This is a genomic window from Aminobacter niigataensis (assembly GCF_014200015.1).
In the GTDB taxonomy this organism is placed as follows: domain Bacteria; phylum Pseudomonadota; class Alphaproteobacteria; order Rhizobiales; family Rhizobiaceae; genus Aminobacter; species Aminobacter niigataensis.
The window spans coordinates 1,889,072-1,906,715 of sequence record NZ_JACHOT010000001.1; the positions used below are offsets into that span (position 1 = coordinate 1,889,072).

Below are 17,644 nucleotides of genomic sequence, written 5' to 3' on the forward strand. Positions count from 1 at the left end.
AATGCATTCCGCGCAACCCGAATGGGGTGAGATGCCGTGCCCGAAGTCCTATGGTTTGGGCGTCGGCATCGCCTGCTCGCCCATGGCGTCCATGTTGGCGGCCTCGCCCTCCTTGGACTTTTCCGGGACGCGGAACACCTGCCCCGGCCAGATGCGGTCGGGATCGCGGATCTGGTCCTGATTGGCGAGATAGATGTTCGAATAGCGCACGCCATGGCCGTAGACGCGGCGCGAGATCCGCCACAGGGAATCGCCGCGCCGGATGATCACGGCGCCGTTGACCGCCTCCAGCTTTGGGGCTGTCGCCTCGGGCGCTGCCGGTGCGGCGGCGACATCGGCGGGTTTTGCTTCAGATGCCGCTGGCGCGGCTGGCGTTTCGGCCGTTGACGGCGTCGACGCGTCAGACTTGGCCTCGGGCTGCTGTGCCGCTGCCGGCTGCTGGACCGGTTCCTGCGGCGCAACGGCTGCAATCGACTCACCCGGCTCGCGCTGGAACGGGACAGCAGCGCGTGCCACCACCTTGACGCCATCCGGCTCGAGCGCGTCGACGCGGATGATGTAGTCGCCCACGGGCAGTTCGCGCTCCGCCTCGATCAGGAAGCGCCCGTCCGGCGAGGTCTGCGTTTCGCCGATGAGAATCTCGTTGGCATAGGCGCGCACCTTGCGGCCGGCATCGGCGGCACCGGCGATGAAGATCTTCTTGCCCTCGATCTCGACCGCCTCGACCACCACCTTGGCTTCGGCGGCGGCTGTCGCCGATTTGGCCGGTGCCGGTTGCGGCGCAGTCTGTGCTTCGGGCGTGGTCGCGGGCGCGTTGGCGGACTGCTCGGCCGTGGGCAGCTTTGCCGGCGCCTCGGCAGGCTTGGGCACGGTGATCAGTTCCGCCGGCTTGCCCGGCTCCTCCACCAGCGCCAGCACCTGACCGCCCGGCTCGGAGGGCACGGTCACCACGGCCGTCTCGGTCGACGTCGCCACGACATTGTCGGGCGCAGTGGCACGCAGCACGATCTGGTAGTCGCCAGGCTTCAGCGGCTTGTCCAGCACGACGGCGAAATCACCGTCGGCGCCGGCCACCGCCGCGCCGATCACCTGCGAACCGGTCACGATCTCGACCTTGGAACCACCCGCAGCCTTGCCGGCGATCACGACAGCGCCATTGTCCTCGACACGCACGACATCGAAGGAAGGTGCTACGACCGCCGGAGCAGCGGGCGCCGCCGCCTCGGCTGACGGCTCGGCCGGCTCGGCCGGCTTGTCGGCGGCTGGCGCGGTCGAGTTCGGCGCCGGCAACGAGGCTATCGCAGCCGGCGGCGCGAGATAGGGATCGAGCGCGCCCGACACATACGCAACCGTGGCTGCCGCGGCCGAGCCGCCGGCTGCCAATAGGAATATCTTCAACGGATTAATCGCCATATTTCCCTGCCCCTAGCCGCGCAACGGGTCTACCTTGTTTTGCCGGCAGCGACAAGAAAAAGCCCGTGCGGGCTTGACCCTGCCAGCAGACGCAATACCCAATCAGGCCATGAACAAGATTCGATCCATTTGCGTCTATTGCGGCTCCTCGCCGGGCCGCGACGAAGTCTACATAAAGGCCGGCCATCTGCTCGGCCACTCGATCGCCAAGGCCGGCCTGCGGCTGGTCTATGGCGGCGGCACCAAAGGCATCATGGGTGCGGTCGCCGATGGCGCGCTGCGCGCCGGCGGCAAGGTCACCGGCATCATCCCGCGCTTCCTGATGAACAAGGAAGCGACCGAAACCGCGCTGACCAGGCTCGACGAAACCGTCATCACCGACAACATGCACGAGCGCAAGCACCTTATGTTCGAGAAATCGGACGCATTCGTGGCGCTGCCGGGCGGAATCGGCACGGTCGAGGAGATCGTCGAGATCATGACCTGGGCGCAGCTCGGCCATCATCGCAAGCCGATCGTCTTTGCCAACGTCAAAGGCTTCTGGGATCCGATGCTGGCGCTGCTCGACCACATGAAGGCCGAGGGCTTCGTGCACACCTCGCATCTGGTCCAGCCGCTGGTGATCGACGAGCCGGAGGCCGTGGTCTCGGCCATCCTGGTCGCGGCCGGCAGCGATTCCACACCCACCGAGGGCGTGCAGTCGCTCATCGACAAGATGTGACCTTAGGGATCAATCCCGGAGGCTGCGGCCTGCCGCTGGCAGGCCGCCTCACCTGAACCTCAGCCGTTCTTCGCCCGTTCGGAGAACATCGACCAGGTATAGATCGCCAGCGCCACCCAGATCAGCGCGAAGGCAACGGCACGTTCGCTCGAGAACGGCTCCTTGAAGATGAAGATGGCGATGACGAAGATCATCGTCGGCGCGATGTACTGCATGATGCCGATGGTCGACATCGTCAGCAGCTTGGCGCCGTTGGCAAACAGGATCAGCGGCACGGCGGTGACGACACCACAGCCCAGCATGAGCCAGACGTCGGTCATGCCGGTGGTGCCGAAATGGCCGACGCCGGTCGACTGCAGGTAGAAGATGTAGCCGAGCGCCGGCAGGCCGAGGATGAGCACTTCGAGGAAGAAGCCCTGGGCCGGGCCGATCGGCAGCGTCTTCTTGAACAGGGCGTAGAAGCCCCAGGAAAGCGCCAGCACGATCGACACCCAGGGCAAGCCGCCGGTTTCCCAGGTCAGCAGGGCCACGGCAACCACGGCGAGTGCAATCGCCAGCATCTGCGCCCGCGTCAGCCTCTCGCCCAGAACGACGGCGCCGAGAAAGATGCTGAACAGCGGATTGATGTAGTAGCCGAGCGCGGTTTCCAGTGCGCGGTCGTTGCCGATCGCCCAGACATAGACGCCCCAGTTGATGGTGATCAGCGCCGCTGTCAGCGTGCCCATCGCCAGCGTCCGCGGCGTGCGCAGCGCCTGCCTGATGTCGGAGGTGCGACCCAGCCACCACAGCAGGAGGGCTGCGATGGGGATCGACCAGGTGATGCGGTGGGCGATCACCTCGGGCGTCGGGATATGCGCCACAGCCTTCATGTAGAAGGGCAAGACACCCCACATCAGATAGGCCGAGAGGGCAAAAAGGAAGCCACGCGTGGCTTCGTCGCGAGAAATCGCAGGCGTGTTCGTGCTCATGGCGCGAACCTATGCGCCCGCCTGCCCGGCCATGCCATTTCAAAATTCTGATGGTCCATCCGCTTTTCGTTGATGGATCAATCGATCGGGCCAGTCGCCTTGGCTGGCCCAATCATAGCAAGCAACCCCTACTCCGCTGCCACCAGCCCCGCCATGTCGCGGTTTTTCATCAGCTTGTAGATGATCGAATCCATCAGCGCCTGGAACGAAGCGTCGATGATGTTGGTCGACACCCCGACGGTCCACCAGCGCGCGCCGGTGCTGTCATGCGACTCGATCAGAACGCGGGTTATCGCCTCGGTGCCGCCATTGAGGATACGCACCTTGTAGTCCGCCAGCTCCAGATCGCCGATCTCGTGCTGGAACTTGCCGAGGTCCTTGCGCAGGGCGATGTCGAGCGCGTTGACGGGGCCGTCGCCTTCGGCCACCGACATCTTCTCCTCGCCATCGACCATCACCTTCACCACCGCTTCCGACACGGTCTTGAGGTTGCCGTTGGCGTCGAAACGCCGTTCGACCAGGCAGCGGAACGAGGTCACGCGGAAGAAATCCGGCACCGTGTGCAGCATGCTGCGCGCCAGGAGCTCGAAGCTGGCGTCGGCGCCCTCATAGGCATAACCCTCGGCCTCGCGTTCCTTGACCACCGAAATCAGCGCGTCCAGCCGTCCGTCGTCCCTAGGCACGTCGATGCCGCGGCGCTTCAGTTCGGCGACGAAGTTGGCCTTGCCGCCCTGGTCCGACACCATCACCTTGCGCCGGTTGCCGACGGCTTCCGGCGGCACGTGTTCGTAGGTCTTGGGCTCCTTGGCGATCGCCGAGGCGTGGATACCGGCCTTGGTGGCAAAGGCGGAGGCGCCGACATAGGGCGACTGCGCCTCAGGCGCGCGGTTGAGCAATTCGTCGAATGCGCGCGAAAGCCGCGAGATGCCTGCCAACGCCTCTTCCGAAACGCCTGTCTCGAAACGCCCGGCGAAATGCGGCTTCAGCGCCAGCGTCGGGATGATGGTGATCAGGTTGGCGTTGCCGCAGCGCTCGCCGATGCCGTTGATGGTGCCTTGCACTTGGCGCACGCCGGCCTCGATGGCGGCCAGCGAATTGGCCACCGCCTGGCCGGTGTCGTCATGGGCATGGATGCCAAGATTGGCGCCGGGAATGCCGGATGCGATGACCTTGGCCACGATCTCGCGCACCTCCGACGGCTGGGTGCCGCCATTGGTGTCGCACAGCACCACCCAGCGCGCGCCGGCATCATAGGCAGTGCGGGCGCAGGCCAGCGCGTAGTCGGGATTGGCCTTGAAGCCGTCGAAGAAGTGCTCGCAGTCGACCATCGGCTCCTTGCCGGCGTCGCGCGCGGCCTCGACCGAGGCGCGGATCGATTCGAGGTTCTCCTCGTTGGTGACCCCGAGCGCGACGCGGACGTGGTAATCCCAGCTCTTGGCAACGTAGCAGATGCCGTCCGACCTGGCTTGCAGCAGCGTGGCTAGGCCCGGGTCGTTGGAGGTCGACACCCCCGCCCGCTTGGTCATGCCGAAGGCGACGAATTTCGCCCGCTTGGTGCGCTTCTCCTGGAAGAAGGCCGTGTCGGTCGGGTTGGCACCGGGATAGCCGCCCTCGACATAGTCGAGCCCGAACTCGTCGAGCATGGCGGCGATCGCGATCTTGTCCTCGACGGAGAAGTCGATGCCCGGCGTCTGCTGGCCGTCGCGCAGCGTCGTGTCGAAGAGATAGATGCGTTCGCGTGCCATTGTCATTTCCCTGCGAACCTGTCGGTCGCCCGGACCAACTGGTTCAATATGCCCGGTTCCGAGAATGCATGCCCGGCGCCTTCGATGAGGTGGAATTCGGCCTGCGGCCAGGCCTTGTGCAGCGCCCAGGCATATTTCGCCGGGCACGGCATGTCGTAGCGCCCATGGACGATGACGCCGGGAATGTCGCGCAGCTTGTGGGCGTCGCGGATCAACTGGCCTTCGTCCATCCAGCCGGCATGGACGAAATAATGGTTCTCGATGCGGGCGAAGGCCACGGCGAAATCGTCCTCGCCGAACTTGCCGCTGGTTTCGGGGTCGGGCAGCAGCGTGATCGTCTCGCCTTCCCACAGGCTCCAGGCAAGGGCTGCCTCCACCTTGGCCTTGTGGTCGTCGCCGACGAGGCGCTTGCGATAGGCACCCATCATGTCGCCGCGCTCGGCCTCCGGAATCGGGGCAACGAAGCGCTCCCACTTGTCGGGGAACATCTCGGAGACGCCGAACTGATAGTACCATTCGAGCTCGGCGCGGGTCAGCGTGTAGATGCCGCGCACCACGAGCTCACTGACGCGGTCGGGGTGGGTTTCGGCATAGGCGAGTGCCAGCGTCGAGCCCCAGGAGCCGCCAAACACCTGCCATTTGTCGAAACCGGCCATCTCTCGCAGCCGCTCGATGTCGGCGACAAGGTGCCAGGTCGTGTTGGCTTCAAGGGAGGCGTTGGGCACGGACTTGCCGCAGCCGCGCTGGTCGAACAGCATAATGTCGTAGAGTTTTGGGTCGAACAGCCGGCGGTGCTTCGGCGAGGTCGCGCCGCCCGGGCCGCCATGCAGGAACACCACCGGCTTGGCGCCCCTGGTGCCGGAGCGTTCCCAGTAGATATGGTGGCCGTCGCCGACATCCAGCATGCCGCTGTCGAAGGGCTCGATCTCGGGATAGAGGCCGCGCAGTTCGTCGCTCATAGTTTCAGCCCATGCTCCGGCCAGTTGGCCGTTTCCTCGTCCGGGTGCTGGAAGGAGATGATCTGCTCCTGCCGCCGGTAATAGTCGGGATTGTCATGTGGCGGCGCGGCGAAGATCGCCTCGACCCAGGGCAAGCGCGCGCCATGGTTGATCTGGACAGTTGGCGCGAGATCGGAACGATCGTCGAACGTGCCGATAGCGATCTCGAGTTCGCCCGGCTGGCGATAGGTCATCGGTGTGCCGCAGCGTTGGCAGAAACCCCGGGCGATGTTGACCGACGACTGGAAATAGCTCGGTTCCTCGCGGATCCACTCGATGCCATCAACCGGAACCGCAACGAAAGCGCCGAAGAAAGAGCCGAACTGCTTCTGGCACATGCGGCAATGGCAGATCGAGGTGCGCCCCAGCGCGCCGCGGATGCGAAAACGCACGGCGCCGCACTGGCAGCCGCCTGATCTAACAGTCTCGGTCATGACCTATTCTCCGGTGGCCATTGTTCAGTGTCGTGGTCGGGGTGCTGGTGGTTCGATGGCGCGATCGCGGCGTACCAGGACGTCTCGTCCGCCGACGGCTCGACCGCATCCAGTTCGCCGAACCAGGGCATCTTGGCCGCGGGTCCGCACTGGAATTCCGGCTTGACCGACGCCGGCTCGTCGAGCGAGCCAAGCACCACGTTGATCGTATCGCGGTCGACAACGTCGAACAGCAGCGGCGTGCCGCAATCGCGGCAGAAGCCGCGGCGCACGATGTCTGACGACTGGAACCAGCCGACCTCGCCGCGCGTGACGGCAAACTTGGCCTTGGCAGTGCGCGCCAGCGGCAGGAAATAGTTGCCGGAAGCCTTCTGGCACATGCGGCAATGGCAGATATGCGCATTCTCCAGCGCCTGGGCGATACGATAGCGCACGGCCCCGCACTGGCAGCCCCCCGTCGTCGCAGCGTTCATGTGCGCCCCTCCGGCGGCCAGCTGTCGGTGTCATGGTCGGGATGCTGGTAGGAGACGATGTCATTGACGAAGTCGGCCGCATCAGGGTCGTCCTCGGTCGAATAGCCCGGCAATTCATGGACATGGTCGACATAGGGCAGCTTGCCCTCGAGGCCCCACTGCCCAATCGGCGCGATCTCGGCCGGTTCGTCGAAGGCGGCGATCGCCAGGGCCACGCCATCCGGCGCTTCGTAGCTCAATGGCGTGCCACACTCGCCGCAGAAGCCGCGATAGGCAAAGTTCGAGGAGCGGAATTTCTTCGGCTCGCCGCGCGTCCAGGTAAGTTTTGCCTGCCGCACCGACACCAGCGGCGCGTAGAAATTGCCGAACGCCTTCTGGCACATGCGGCAATGGCACACCGAGGCGTCGCCGAGAGCGCCCTCAATGCGAAAGCGCACGGCACCGCACTGGCAGCCGCCGGAATAGACAGGCCGGTTGTCGAGGCTCATGGCAACATTCCCTCAGGCCGGGGCATGGCACACCGCCTCGATGTTATTGCCATCGGGATCGAATACGAAGGCAGCGTAGTAATCGGGATGGTAATGCGGCCGCGGACCCGGTCCGCCATTGTCGCGGCCACCAGCGGCGATCGCCGCGGCATAGAAAGCGTCGACCTCGGCCCGGCTGCGGGCCGTGAAGGCATAGTGCCGTCCCGGCCCGGCTGGCGCCTCGTGCAGCCAGAACACCGGCCGCTCACGCCCATAGCCGCCGACCTTGACCCCGCCGGTGTGTTCGCCCGGCACCATCATCAGCAGGGAAGCGCCGAGCGGAGCGAACGCCTTGTCGTAGAAGGCCTTTGCCGTGTCGAAATCCGTTACCGAAATGCCCGTGTGGTCGATCATTGCACGAACTCCTCCTTCATGCCGACGGCCGTTCCGCCCTGGCCGGCCGAGATCACGATATGGTGGCAGACATTGTCGATATCGCGAAGCACGTCGTCGTTCCAGAACCGGAGCATGGTCCAGCCGAGACCTTGCAACTTGGCAGTACGCAGAGCATCCGCTTCCGCAACATCGGCCGAGCCGTGTTGCGAACCATCGATCTCGACAATCAAGTTGTGTGTTGGGCAGGCAAAGTCGACTATGTAGCCAGCAATTGGCAATTGCCTCCGAAAACCCAATCCCATCAGTCGATGCGCCCTAAGCTCGTTCCAGAGCTTCAGTTCGGCATCCGTCATTTGCTTGCGCATCTTGCGCGCGTTCCGACGATTGGCCTGAGGAACTGGGTAGTGGGTCATCAGCAACCGCCCCCCTCTGCCCTGCCGGGCATCTCCCCCTCAAGGGGGGAGATCACGCCGTCATCAATGCGTCGCCCAACCGCAAGCGCAGCACCAAGCATTGAACGTCTGCAGCAAAATGTGAGGCGCAAAAGCTGCTGATCTCCCCCCTTGAGGGGGAGATGCCCGGCAGGGCAGAGGGGGGTATGAAGCCCCGTCTGTTCCACGCCGTGCAGCGTAGACATCACCGCTTCACTTCCCACGTCGTCACACGCTCACCACTCACCGGATCCTTGCCGTCCTTGAGCTGCACGCCCTGGGCCAAAAGCTCGTCGCGGATGCGGTCGGCCTCGGCCCAGTTCTTGGCGGCGATGAAGGCCAGACGTTCGGCGATGAATTTCGCAACCTCGCTTTCGTCGACCTCGGCCGCGTCGAGCCCGAATCCCAGGAATAGCAGCGCGGCCTTCAGGCTGGCTGCCGCGTCGACGTTCCCAGCCGCTTCGCCGGCCAGCTGCGACATGCCCTGAAAGACACTCGACGTCGCCAGGTCGTCACTCAGCGCGGCAACCAACCCAGCGGGAACCTCGGCCTCAGCCTCGCCGGCGCCGTCCGCCGCACGCTTCCACTTGCGCAGCGTGTTTTCCGCCTCTTCCAGCTTGCGCACGGAGAAGTCGATCGGCTCGCGGTAGTGCGTCATCAGCATCGCCAGCCTGAGCACCTCGCCCGGCCATTTGCGGCCACCGAAATTCTCCGTCGCCAGCAATTCCTGGATCGTGAAGAAGTTGCCCAGGCTCTTGGACATCTTCTGGCCCTCGACCTGCAGGAAACCGTTGTGCATCCAGTAATTGGCCATCACGTCGGTGCCGTGGGCGCAGCGCGACTGGGCGATCTCGTTTTCATGGTGCGGGAAGATCAGGTCAAGCCCGCCGCCATGGATATCGAAGACCTCGCCGAGATAGGCCGACGCCATCGCCGAGCACTCGATGTGCCAGCCCGGACGGCCTCGGCCCCAGGGGCTGTACCAGCCCGGCTCCTCGGCCGAAGACGCCTTCCACAAGACGAAGTCGCCAGGGCTCTTCTTGTGCGCCTCGACCTCGACGCGGGCGCCGGCCTGCTGCTCGTCGAGATTGCGCTTCGACAGTTGGCCGTAGTCTTCCATCGAGCCGGTATCGAACAGCACTTCGCCTTGTGCTTCATAGGCATGGCCGCGTTCGATGAGACTGAGAATCAAGGTGATCATGTCGGCGCGGCCGTCGGCGCGCGGCTGCACGAACTCCGTCGCCCGCGGCTCGACTGTCGGCTCGAGGCAGCCCAGCGCCTTGACGTCGGCCTGGTACTGGTTGGCGGTCTTTTCGGTGACGCGCCTGATCGCCTCGTTAAGCGGCAGATCGGGGAAGTCGCGCAGGGCGCGCGCGTTGATCTTGTCGTCGAGGTCGGTGAGGTTGCGCACATAGGTGACGGCATCCGCGCCATAGACGTGGCGCAGCAGCCGAAACAGCACGTCGAAGACGATCGCCGGACGGGCATTGCCGATATGGGCGAAGTCGTAAACGGTCGGTCCGCAGACATACATCCGCACGTTTTGCGGATCGATCGGCACGAAGTCTTCCTTCGTGCGCGTCAGCGTGTTGGTAAGCCGAAGGCCCCGAAACGCACCGGACTTCATCATTGAATCAGACATAAAACTCCCCTGGCCTGCTGGCCCGGGCGTTTGACCTGTCTCGTGTGAAGATGAGGCGAAAACGTCCTGACCAGCGCGAACGCTAGCCAATAATGCAAATGCCGAAAATGGCGAAAGACGTTTTCATCACCGGCTTTATCGCCTCGCCGGCCTGTTGCCGTCAAGACGCTGCGTCATGAAACTTTACCGCGCAAACCGGAACAGAAGCAGTACTGAAACAATTTATTAAATATCCCGGCACTGTAATGAAACATTGCCCGGATAAAAGGCGGCGCATGCCACGAATTCGACCCAATCAGTGAGCATTTGCAGCCGCTCTCAACACAGTTGACGTAAGGGAAGAGACCAATGAAACGAAAACAATCCGAACAGGACCGAGCGCGTAGCCAGTACGCAGAACTCACCAAGCACTACCGGGCCATCGGTCCCGCAGCAATTCTTGCCGCGCTGATCTGCGCGCCGAAGAAAGACAAGCAGTCTCCCAAGCTAAGCAAGGCGGCTTAGCAGGCTCAAGCCGATCGCGGCCATCACCAGGCCGATCAGGAGATCGAGCACGCGCCACGCGGCAGGCCGGGCAAAGACCGGCTCGAGCAGCCGGGCGCCATAGCCGAGCCCGAAGAACCACACGAACGATGCCGTTGCAGCGCCCAGCCCATAGGCAAGGCGTGCCTGACCTTCATAGGCGGCCGACAGGCCGCCGAGCAGAACCACCGTGTCGAGATAGACATGCGGGTTGAGGAAGGTGAAAGCGAGACAAGCGGCAATCGCCGGCCACAGCCTGGCCTCGCCGCTTTTGGCCGCCTTCAGCACCTCGGGCTTCATCGCACGTCGGAAGGCGATCGCCGCATAAGTAAACAGGAACAGCGCTCCGCCCACCGTCACGGCCATGATCAGCCGCGGCGACTGGGCGATCAGCGTACCCAGCCCGGCGACGCCGGCGGCGATCAGCAAGGCATCCGAGGCCGCGCAGATCAAACTCAGAATGAAGACGTGCTGGCGCAGCAGCCCCTGCCGCAGGATGAACGCATTCTGCGCACCGATCGCAATGATCAGCGACGCACCGAGCAGGAAACCGGAAAGGGCGGCGGACAGGACTGGCGTGGACACGCCGCTCTTCTAGCGTCTGGTCAGAACAGTTTCATCTGGCCGTCATCGCTGGACTTACGCTTTTCCACTTTTGGCTTCGCGGCCCGTTCAGGTGCTGCCTCCGGCAAAGGCTCGACCCGATCCTGGATCTCGGGGCCGACGTTGGCCACCTTGTTGACCATCTCCGACACCGGGATCTGCTCGAAGAAGTCGGGCTGCGCCGGCCGCATCAGTTCGGCCACGTCGCGCGGCTCCTGCGTACGGCAGTCGAGCCAGCGGGCAAAATCCTCCGGCTGGATCACCACCGGCATGCGGTCGTGGATGTGCAGGATGTCGGCGCTGGCGCCGGTGGTCAGGATCGCCGCCGTGTCGATCTCCGAGCCGCCCGGCTCGCTCCAGGTTTCCATCAAACCGGCAAGTGCCACCAGTCCACCCTTGCGCGGCCTCAGCCAGTAAGGCTGGCGCCGGTTGCCCGGCAGCTTTTTCCACTCGTAGAAACCCGAGACCGGGATCAGCGCCCGCCGGTGGCGCATCGCGGTCTTGAACGAGGCCTTTTCGATTGCCGATTCGGAGCGCGCGTTGAACAGCAGCGGCATGTCGGCCGGATTCTTCGTCCAGGCCGGAATCAGTCCCCACCGCGCCAGCATCGCCATGCGGTCGGGCAGGTTCGAGCCCGGCGGACGCTGCGGCCCGGCCATCACCACCAGGATCGGCTGTGTCGGCGCCACATTGTACCGCGGGGGAAAGCTCTCGAGCTCGCCTATGCCGACAAAGGCGGCCGTCTCCTCCGGCGAGGCTATCACCGCTATTCGTCCGCACATCGGCTCATGTCTCGCTTCATCGTCTGAAAGTGGCGATGGATCGCACCCGCCGCAACCGCTAAAGCGGATATGGCCGGCTGTTCCACAATGGAACGCGTTACCCAAGCGAGAGTTGATGATCGACGCGAAAATAGTCCCCGCCGTCTCCGTCGCCGTACTGCGCGACCGCTCGATCATGCTGGTGCGGCGCGGGCGCGCGCCGTCGAAGGGCCTCTATGCGTTTCCCGGTGGGCGTGTCGAAAGCGGCGAAACGCTCGAAGATGCCGCCCGCCGCGAACTGATGGAAGAGACCGGGATCGAGGTCGGCACGCTTGTTCCCTTGCGCGAGATCCTCATCGACAGCCGCGCCGAAGGTGCCTCGGTCTACCTGCTCACCGTCTTTGGCGCGCGCCATGTGCGCAGCGACCCGGTAGCGGCCGATGACGCCGACGAAGCCGCTTTCTTCTCCCTCGCCGAGATCGAGCGCCTGCCGCTCACCGATTCGACGCTGGAGATCGTGCTCGAACTGCTCGGCGGACAGGTCGCCTTGCCCGCATAGCGTTGGATAGCCGCGACTGTGGCCTTGCCGGCGACAAATTGTTTCGCCACAAAAGCTTATGATGCGCGCTTCGACCTACATCATGGCTATGATGCTTGCCGCAAGCGCCGTGCTTGCGGCGCCAGCGCGGGCCGTCGAAGCGCCGTTCGAACCGGGCCTTCTCAGGCTCGCCGAGGTCTTGGGCTCGCTGCATTTCCTGCGCAATCTCTGCGGCGAGAAGGGCACCCAGTGGCGCGGCGAGATGGAAAAGCTGCTGCAGGCCGAGAACCCCTCGCCCGACCGCCGCGCCCGTTTCATCGCGTCCTTCAACCGCGGCTACCGTTCGTTCGACGGAACCTACACCGCCTGCACGCCGTCAGCGACCGAAGCCATCGGGCGCTACATGAAGGAAGGCGAAGCGCTCAGCCGCGACATCGCCTCCCGCTACGGTAATTAACAGGCTATTTACTTTCCCGGCATTGCCTGCCGTACACGGACGGGCGATTGTGTTAGGTGTCTTAACGGGACATTAAAGGGATAGCTCAAGTTGATCCGAATCACCGGATCGCTTGGCAGGGTGAAAGACCGAAATGGAACAAAGCGTAAGCGATATCGACGCCCTGGTCCGGGAAGAAAAGCGCCTGACCGCCGTCGAGAGCCACAACGAGGCATGGGCGGAAGGCCTTTCCGCCGGCATCGAGCCCGAGATCATCGCCGAAGCCGCCCTTGCCACCGCCTTCGCCGAGATCGTGGCCGCCAATGGCGAGCGCGCGGCGCTGGCCATGCTCGACCGCATGCGCGCCAAGGTCGAAGCCGGCGAGTTCGAGCCGCTGCGCCTGCGGCATTGAGCGCTATCCCGGTTCTTTGACTAGCCGACACGGTTTCGGCATCATGCCGGCACATCACTGGCATCGGCCTGCGACCCGAATCGCGTTTCGGCAAGCACGATGCGCAGGTTTTGCAGTTTAGGGCGCCCATCGCGCATCCGGATCGGATGCACGGCGCCTGGGAAGACCGGAGCGTAGTTCTGATGCGGCCAAAGACTGAAATTACGGCCCGCGGCGCGTTGCGCATCGCGGCTCTCGGCCTTGCCGCTTCGTTTGCCTTTTCGCTGACTGCCACCAGCGCTCTTGCACTGAGCGAGATCAAGCGCGAAGAGATCCCAGCGCCCGTCACCCCGCCTAATCCGGCAACGGATGAGGGCACTGGGCCTGAAAACTCGGTGCCGATGCCCGACCCGATCCAGGCGCCTCCGGCGGCCAGCGCGCCTGGCGGAAGCGAAGAAGCGCCCGAAGATCAACCGGCCGAGCCGCAGGACGCCGAGCCGGACGCGCCCGACGCCACGGGGCCCGCCGCGCCGCATCTCGATCCCGATGGCCCGCTGCCCGAGATCGTCTACGACCTCAGCCGCCTGCCAGAGCCCGTCGCGCGCATGCGCAACCTGCTTGTCGAGGCGGCCAAGACCGGCGACATCGAAAAGCTGCGGCCGCTGATCGGCCAGGGCGAATCTATGCCGCAACTGTCGTTCGGCGAGATCGACGGCGACCCGATCGCCTTCATCAAGGGCCTGTCCGGCGACGGCGAAGGCCAGGAACTGCTGGCCATCATGGAAGAGGTGCTGAACGCCGGCTACGTGCATCTCGGCGAAGGCACCGACGAGGACCTTTATGTCTGGCCCTATTTCTTCGGCATCCCGCTCGAAAAGCTCGACGCGCGCCAGAAGGTCGAGCTGTTCAAGATCGTGACGGCCGGCGACTACGAGGACATGAAGCAGTACGGCACATATGTCTTCTACCGTCTCGGCATCACCCCGGACGGCCGCTGGGCCTTCTTCGTGGCGGGAGATTGATTCTTTTTCCCTTCGCCCCGTTTACGGGGAGAAAGGTGGTCCAAGGGGCCGAATGAGGGGCAGCGCATGCATCAATGAGGCTGGCTCCGCCCCTCATCTGCCTGCCGGTATATTCTCCCCGTAAACGGGGAGAATATACTACCGCACCACCGCTTCCGAAAACTCCACCGCCCTGCCCTGCGACGGGGTGGTGATCTCGCCCTGCCACATCACGCGGGTGCCGCGGACGATGGTGCCGACCGGCCAGCCGGTGACCTGCTTGCCGTCATAAGGCGTCCAGCCGGCCTTCGAACCGGCCTGGGCGTTGGTGATGGTTTCCTTGCGCTTCATGTCGACGACGGTGAAATCGGCGTCGTAGCCGGCGGCGATGCGGCCCTTGCGCGCCATGCCGAAGATGCGGTTGGGACCGTGGCTCGCGAGATCGACGAAGCGCTCCAGCGTCAGCCGGCCGGCGTTCACATGGTCGAGCATGATCGGCACCAGCGTCTGCACGCCGGTCATGCCCGAGGGCGAGGCCGGATAGGGTTTTGCCTTTTCGGCGAGCGTGTGCGGCGCGTGGTCGGAGCCGAGCACGTCGACGACGCCCTGGCCGATGCCGTGCCAGATGCCGTCGCGGTGGCGGGCGGCGCGCACCGGCGGGTTCATCTGCAGCAGCGTGCCGAGGCGGGCATAATCGTCCGCGCTCATCGTCAGGTGGTGCGGCGTCGCCTCGCAGGTGGCAACATCCTTGTGGTGTTCAAGGAAGGCGATCTCCTCGGCTGTCGAGATGTGCAGCACGTGGATGCGCGCGCGCTCCTGCCGCGCGATCCGCACCAGGCGCTCGGTGCACTGGAGCGCGGCGATCTCGTCGCGCCAGATCGGGTGCGAGGACGGGTCGTTCTCGACGCGCAGGCCCTGGCGCTCGCGCAGGCGGAACTCGTCCTCCGAGTGGAAGGCGGCGCGACGGCGGGTGTTGCGCAGGATGGAGGCCACGCCCTCGTCGTCCTCGACCAGAAGATCGCCGGTGGACGAGCCCATGAACACCTTGATGCCGGCAGCGCCCGGCAGGCGTTCGAGTTCGGCCACGTCTTTCGCGTTCTCGCGCGTGCCGCCGACCCAGAATGCGAAGTCGCAATGCATGCGCGCCGTCGCGCGGCTGACCTTGTCGGCAAGAGCTGCCTCGCTCGTCGTCAGCGGATTGGTGTTGGGCATCTCGAAGACGGCGGTGACACCGCCCAGCACCGCCGCGCGCGAACCGCTCTCCAGATCTTCCTTGTGCTCCAGTCCCGGCTCGCGGAAATGCACCTGGCTGTCGACCACGCCGGGCAGGATGTGCAGGCCGAGGCAATCGATGGTCTCGCCGGCCGATGCGCTGCCCAGATTGCCGATGGCGGCGATCCGGCCATTGGTGACGCCGACGTCGCGGACGCCGATGCCGTCATGGTTGACGACCGTGCCGCCCTTGAGGATGAGATCGAAGGTGGTAGCCATGTCGCGCGTGCCCTTGTCTGGGAATTGCCTGCGGCTTACGTAATGGCTCTCAGAAATGCAAGATCAGGTCCATGCCGACAGCCACTCTCGCAGACCGCGCCATCATCGATGTTTCCGGCCCCGATGCCGAGCATTTCCTGCAGAACATCCTGACGCTCGATCTGGATGCACTGCGTGACCGTGAAGCCAGGCCAGGCGCGCTGCTCGCCCCGCAGGGCAAGATCATGTTCGATTTCCTGGTGTCGCGCAGCGGCGAAAACGCGCTCCGACTCGAATGCCGCGCCGACATCGCCGACGATTTCGTCCGCCGCCTGACGCTCTACAGACTGCGCGCGAAAGCCGAAATATCGAAGCAGGATCAACCTGATATCGCTGTCTCATGGCAAGATGATTCAGCTGCCTCGCAATCTGATTCAACTGTCCGCGACAGCCGCTTCCTGTCCCCCGTCTTCCGTCACTATGGCGCAGCACCCGTCGCCGATGCCAGCGAAGCCGATTGGCACGCCTTCCGCATCGCCAACGGTGTCGCCGAGAGCGGCCCCGACTACGCGCTCAGCGATGCCTTTCCGCACGACGTGCTGCTCGACCTGATGGGAGGCGTCGGCTTCAAAAAAGGCTGTTTCATCGGCCAGGAAGTCGTATCGCGCATGCAGCATCGCGGCACCGCCCGGCGGCGCGTGCTTCTGGTCTCGGCTGCTTCCGACCTCCCCGCGCCCGGTACCGACCTTGTCTCGGGCGGCAAGTTGGTCGGCACCCTCGGCTCGGTTTCGGGAACGACGGGCATCGCCATCGCCCGCATCGACCGGGTGAAGGCCGCGCTCGACGCAGGCGCCGAAATCACCGCCGGCGACGTTGCCATCACCCCCGCAATCCCTGGCTGGGCTGGCTTCACCTATCCGGAAGCCGCCAGCGCGGAAGACGCCTGATGGCCGATCGTCCCGGCGCCCCGCCGCGTGCCTGGCAACGCATGCTGTCGGGTCGACGGCTCGACCTGCTCGACCCCTCGCCGCTCGACGTCGAGATATCGGACATCGCCCATGGCCTCGCCCGCGTCGCCCGCTGGAACGGCCAGACCTCGGGCGACTACGCCTTTTCCGTGGCGCAGCATTCGCTGATCGTCGAAGAGATCTTCCGCAGGATCGTGCCGGCCGCCTCGCCGGACGCGCAACTCGCCGCCCTGCTGCACGATGCGCCGGAATATGTCATCGGGGACATGATCTCGCCGTTCAAGTCGGTGGTCGGCGGGGGCTACAAGGCTTGCGAGGAGCGGCTGCAGCACGCCATCCACCTGCGCTTCGGCCTGCCGGCCGAGATCGGTGTGGGCCTGAAGAAGGACATCAAGCGCGCCGACCAGATAGCTGCCTATTTCGAGGCAACCGGGCTTGCAGGCTTTGCGGTGAACGAGGCGACCGAGTTCTTCGGCCGACCGCGCGGCATCACCATCGACGGGCTCGACCTTGCACCGCAGCCGGCAAAACGCGTGCAGGACACTTTCCTCGAACGCTTCGCGGCGATCGAAAAACAGCGCTGCAGGTAGTCAAGCCGGCGGGATGAACTCCTGGCTGATCTCCTGGAACACCGGCATCGCCTCCAGCCGTGCGGCGTCGGCAGCAAGCGCGGGGAAATCAGCCATGTTCAGCAGCCCCTGATGCGCATCGTTGATGAAGCGCAGCACGCATGCCACCCCGATATCGGCATGGCCGATGCGGTCGCCGAACCAGTAGTCACTGTCCCGTCCCGCACGATCGGCTTCGAGCACAGCCAGTACGTCGGTGATCTGCGTGCGGCAGCGCTCCACCCAGACGGTCGATACCTCCTTGTGCAGCCGCCGCTCGTAGAACAGGCTGACAGCCTTGTCGCCCAGCCCCATCGCCAGTGCCGAGACCTTCAGCGCCTGGTGGCGCGCCGGCTCGGCAATCGGGAACATCGCCTGCCCGCCCGGCGCCAGGCTGTCCAGATAGTCGAGGATGGCGTGGCTCTCGATCAGCACCTCGCCATTGTCGAGAACCAGCGTCGGCACCCGCGTCAGCGGGTTGTAGGCGCGGATTTTGTCGGCGTCGCCGAAGGCCGACCACGGCTCGTGCGCGAAGGGAATGCCATAAAGCCGGAGTGCTACGCCGACGCGGCGGACGAAGGGGCTGTCATACTGGCCGATGAGGATCATGGTGCGCCTTTCGACTGTTCAGGACAGATCGAACGCCATGGCCGGGCGC

Annotated in this window: 22 protein-coding genes; 8 read left to right on the top strand and 14 right to left on the bottom strand. The window is 64.7% G+C overall.

From position 1 onward, the window contains the following. Nucleotides 1–48 precede the first annotated feature (48 nt). Nucleotides 49–1,413: a LysM peptidoglycan-binding domain-containing protein gene (locus GGQ99_RS09415; RefSeq protein ID WP_183262219.1), complete on the bottom strand. Its 1,365-nt coding sequence runs from the start codon at nucleotides 1,411–1,413 to the stop codon at nucleotides 49–51. Between the two features lie 109 nt (nucleotides 1,414–1,522). On the opposite strand from GGQ99_RS09415, the gene GGQ99_RS09420 reads away from it, so the two are divergent. After that, a complete protein-coding gene (locus GGQ99_RS09420; RefSeq protein ID WP_108608726.1) occupies nucleotides 1,523–2,134 on the top strand; it encodes an LOG family protein in 612 nt (203 codons plus the stop codon). A 59-nt stretch (nucleotides 2,135–2,193) separates the two neighbouring features. On the opposite strand, the gene rarD is transcribed toward GGQ99_RS09420, so the two are convergent. The 9 genes from rarD to cysS all read right to left on the bottom strand — a co-directional run bounded on the left by rarD (nucleotide 2,194) and on the right by cysS (nucleotide 9,688). Continuing rightward, entirely contained in the window at nucleotides 2,194–3,102 is a 909-nt protein-coding gene (gene rarD / locus GGQ99_RS09425; protein ID WP_183262221.1) for an EamA family transporter RarD, read from the bottom strand. A gap of 128 nt (nucleotides 3,103–3,230) precedes the next feature. Beyond that, entirely contained in the window at nucleotides 3,231–4,853 is a 1,623-nt protein-coding gene (gene cimA / locus GGQ99_RS09430) for a citramalate synthase (protein ID WP_425486784.1), read from the bottom strand. Continuing rightward, the gene (gene pip / locus GGQ99_RS09435; protein ID WP_183262226.1) at nucleotides 4,850–5,806 is read right to left on the bottom strand and encodes a prolyl aminopeptidase; all 957 of its coding nucleotides are present in this window, start codon (nucleotides 5,804–5,806) and stop codon (nucleotides 4,850–4,852) included. The genes cimA and pip overlap by 4 nt, the downstream gene beginning before the upstream one ends. Continuing rightward, a complete protein-coding gene (locus GGQ99_RS09440) occupies nucleotides 5,803–6,279 on the bottom strand; it encodes a GFA family protein (protein WP_108608730.1) in 477 nt (158 codons plus the stop codon). Before GGQ99_RS09440 ends, pip begins: the two co-directional genes overlap by 4 nt. Then, entirely contained in the window at nucleotides 6,276–6,752 is a 477-nt protein-coding gene (locus tag GGQ99_RS09445) for a GFA family protein (protein ID WP_108608731.1), read from the bottom strand. Before GGQ99_RS09445 ends, GGQ99_RS09440 begins: the two co-directional genes overlap by 4 nt. Further along, entirely contained in the window at nucleotides 6,749–7,240 is a 492-nt protein-coding gene (locus GGQ99_RS09450) for a GFA family protein (protein WP_183262228.1), read from the bottom strand. Before GGQ99_RS09450 ends, GGQ99_RS09445 begins: the two co-directional genes overlap by 4 nt. Nucleotides 7,241–7,252: 12 nt before the next feature. Further along, complete coding sequence (locus GGQ99_RS09455; protein ID WP_183262230.1) at nucleotides 7,253–7,633, bottom strand: VOC family protein; 381 nt, start codon at nucleotides 7,631–7,633, stop codon at nucleotides 7,253–7,255. Then, nucleotides 7,630–8,028, bottom strand: coding sequence for an endonuclease domain-containing protein (locus GGQ99_RS09460; RefSeq protein WP_183262232.1), 399 nt, complete (start codon nucleotides 8,026–8,028; stop codon nucleotides 7,630–7,632). The genes GGQ99_RS09455 and GGQ99_RS09460 overlap by 4 nt, the downstream gene beginning before the upstream one ends. Nucleotides 8,029–8,251: 223 nt before the next feature. Then, complete coding sequence (cysS, locus tag GGQ99_RS09465) at nucleotides 8,252–9,688, bottom strand: cysteine--tRNA ligase (RefSeq protein WP_246389458.1); 1,437 nt, start codon at nucleotides 9,686–9,688, stop codon at nucleotides 8,252–8,254. 348 nt (nucleotides 9,689–10,036) lie between these two features. On the opposite strand from cysS, the gene GGQ99_RS09470 reads away from it, so the two are divergent. After that, nucleotides 10,037–10,192: a transcriptional regulator gene (locus tag GGQ99_RS09470; protein ID WP_108608735.1), complete on the top strand. Its 156-nt coding sequence runs from the start codon at nucleotides 10,037–10,039 to the stop codon at nucleotides 10,190–10,192. On the opposite strand, the gene GGQ99_RS09475 is transcribed toward GGQ99_RS09470, so the two are convergent. Together GGQ99_RS09475 and GGQ99_RS09480 are read right to left on the bottom strand one after the other, a co-directional pair. Continuing rightward, a complete protein-coding gene (locus GGQ99_RS09475; RefSeq protein WP_108608736.1) occupies nucleotides 10,175–10,795 on the bottom strand; it encodes a LysE/ArgO family amino acid transporter in 621 nt (206 codons plus the stop codon). The genes GGQ99_RS09470 and GGQ99_RS09475 overlap by 18 nt on opposite strands. A gap of 20 nt (nucleotides 10,796–10,815) precedes the next feature. Continuing rightward, on the bottom strand, nucleotides 10,816–11,595 hold the full coding sequence (locus GGQ99_RS09480) for an SOS response-associated peptidase (RefSeq protein ID WP_183262234.1): 780 nt from the start codon (nucleotides 11,593–11,595) through the stop codon (nucleotides 10,816–10,818). A gap of 115 nt (nucleotides 11,596–11,710) precedes the next feature. Here GGQ99_RS09480 and GGQ99_RS09485 point away from each other — a divergent pair, with 115 nt between their 5' ends. The 4 genes from GGQ99_RS09485 (at nucleotide 11,711) to GGQ99_RS09500 (ending at nucleotide 13,961) form a co-directional block, all read left to right on the top strand. Next, nucleotides 11,711–12,133, top strand: a complete 423-nt coding sequence (locus tag GGQ99_RS09485; RefSeq protein ID WP_183262238.1) for an NUDIX hydrolase — start codon at nucleotides 11,711–11,713, stop codon at nucleotides 12,131–12,133. 58 nt (nucleotides 12,134–12,191) lie between these two features. Further along, entirely contained in the window at nucleotides 12,192–12,569 is a 378-nt protein-coding gene (locus GGQ99_RS09490; protein WP_183262240.1) for a TIGR02301 family protein, read from the top strand. Nucleotides 12,570–12,702: 133 nt separating this feature from the next. Next, nucleotides 12,703–12,960, top strand: a complete 258-nt coding sequence (locus tag GGQ99_RS09495; protein WP_055978591.1) for a hypothetical protein — start codon at nucleotides 12,703–12,705, stop codon at nucleotides 12,958–12,960. 182 nt (nucleotides 12,961–13,142) lie between these two features. Beyond that, nucleotides 13,143–13,961, top strand: coding sequence for a hypothetical protein (locus GGQ99_RS09500; RefSeq protein ID WP_183262243.1), 819 nt, complete (start codon nucleotides 13,143–13,145; stop codon nucleotides 13,959–13,961). 138 nt (nucleotides 13,962–14,099) lie between these two features. On the opposite strand, the gene GGQ99_RS09505 is transcribed toward GGQ99_RS09500, so the two are convergent. Further along, nucleotides 14,100–15,431, bottom strand: coding sequence for a dihydroorotase (locus GGQ99_RS09505; protein WP_183262245.1), 1,332 nt, complete (start codon nucleotides 15,429–15,431; stop codon nucleotides 14,100–14,102). Between the two features lie 71 nt (nucleotides 15,432–15,502). Here GGQ99_RS09505 and ygfZ point away from each other — a divergent pair, with 71 nt between their 5' ends. After that, entirely contained in the window at nucleotides 15,503–16,357 is an 855-nt protein-coding gene (ygfZ, locus tag GGQ99_RS09510; RefSeq protein WP_183262247.1) for a CAF17-like 4Fe-4S cluster assembly/insertion protein YgfZ, read from the top strand. After that, nucleotides 16,357–16,968 (top strand): HD family hydrolase, encoded by a 612-nt coding sequence (locus GGQ99_RS09515; protein ID WP_246389460.1) that lies wholly within the window; start codon nucleotides 16,357–16,359, stop codon nucleotides 16,966–16,968. Before ygfZ ends, GGQ99_RS09515 begins: the two co-directional genes overlap by 1 nt. Here GGQ99_RS09515 and GGQ99_RS09520 read toward each other — a convergent pair whose 3' ends face one another. Continuing rightward, nucleotides 16,969–17,595: a glutathione S-transferase family protein gene (locus tag GGQ99_RS09520; protein WP_183262249.1), complete on the bottom strand. Its 627-nt coding sequence runs from the start codon at nucleotides 17,593–17,595 to the stop codon at nucleotides 16,969–16,971. Nucleotides 17,596–17,644 lie beyond the last annotated feature (49 nt).

Bases quoted from the DNA above. Each gene is read 5' to 3' on its own strand.
- GGQ99_RS09415 (WP_183262219.1), bottom strand. From the start codon at position 1,413: ATGGCGATTAATCCGTTGAAGATATTCCTATTGGCAGCCGGCGGCTCG.
- GGQ99_RS09420 (WP_108608726.1), top strand. From the start codon at position 1,523: ATGAACAAGATTCGATCCATTTGCGTCTATTGCGGCTCCTCGCCGGGC.
- rarD (WP_183262221.1), bottom strand. From the start codon at position 3,102: ATGAGCACGAACACGCCTGCGATTTCTCGCGACGAAGCCACGCGTGGC.
- cimA (WP_425486784.1), bottom strand. From the start codon at position 4,853: ATGACAATGGCACGCGAACGCATCTATCTCTTCGACACGACGCTGCGC.
- pip (WP_183262226.1), bottom strand. From the start codon at position 5,806: ATGAGCGACGAACTGCGCGGCCTCTATCCCGAGATCGAGCCCTTCGAC.
- GGQ99_RS09440 (WP_108608730.1), bottom strand. From the start codon at position 6,279: ATGACCGAGACTGTTAGATCAGGCGGCTGCCAGTGCGGCGCCGTGCGT.
- GGQ99_RS09445 (WP_108608731.1), bottom strand. From the start codon at position 6,752: ATGAACGCTGCGACGACGGGGGGCTGCCAGTGCGGGGCCGTGCGCTAT.
- GGQ99_RS09450 (WP_183262228.1), bottom strand. From the start codon at position 7,240: ATGAGCCTCGACAACCGGCCTGTCTATTCCGGCGGCTGCCAGTGCGGT.
- GGQ99_RS09455 (WP_183262230.1), bottom strand. From the start codon at position 7,633: ATGATCGACCACACGGGCATTTCGGTAACGGATTTCGACACGGCAAAG.
- GGQ99_RS09460 (WP_183262232.1), bottom strand. From the start codon at position 8,028: ATGACCCACTACCCAGTTCCTCAGGCCAATCGTCGGAACGCGCGCAAG.
- cysS (WP_246389458.1), bottom strand. From the start codon at position 9,688: ATGTCTGATTCAATGATGAAGTCCGGTGCGTTTCGGGGCCTTCGGCTT.
- GGQ99_RS09470 (WP_108608735.1), top strand. From the start codon at position 10,037: ATGAAACGAAAACAATCCGAACAGGACCGAGCGCGTAGCCAGTACGCA.
- GGQ99_RS09480 (WP_183262234.1), bottom strand. From the start codon at position 11,595: ATGTGCGGACGAATAGCGGTGATAGCCTCGCCGGAGGAGACGGCCGCC.
- GGQ99_RS09485 (WP_183262238.1), top strand. From the start codon at position 11,711: ATGATCGACGCGAAAATAGTCCCCGCCGTCTCCGTCGCCGTACTGCGC.
- GGQ99_RS09490 (WP_183262240.1), top strand. From the start codon at position 12,192: ATGATGCGCGCTTCGACCTACATCATGGCTATGATGCTTGCCGCAAGC.
- GGQ99_RS09495 (WP_055978591.1), top strand. From the start codon at position 12,703: ATGGAACAAAGCGTAAGCGATATCGACGCCCTGGTCCGGGAAGAAAAG.
- GGQ99_RS09500 (WP_183262243.1), top strand. From the start codon at position 13,143: ATGCGGCCAAAGACTGAAATTACGGCCCGCGGCGCGTTGCGCATCGCG.
- GGQ99_RS09505 (WP_183262245.1), bottom strand. From the start codon at position 15,431: ATGGCTACCACCTTCGATCTCATCCTCAAGGGCGGCACGGTCGTCAAC.
- ygfZ (WP_183262247.1), top strand. From the start codon at position 15,503: ATGCCGACAGCCACTCTCGCAGACCGCGCCATCATCGATGTTTCCGGC.
- GGQ99_RS09515 (WP_246389460.1), top strand. From the start codon at position 16,357: ATGGCCGATCGTCCCGGCGCCCCGCCGCGTGCCTGGCAACGCATGCTG.
- GGQ99_RS09520 (WP_183262249.1), bottom strand. From the start codon at position 17,595: ATGATCCTCATCGGCCAGTATGACAGCCCCTTCGTCCGCCGCGTCGGC.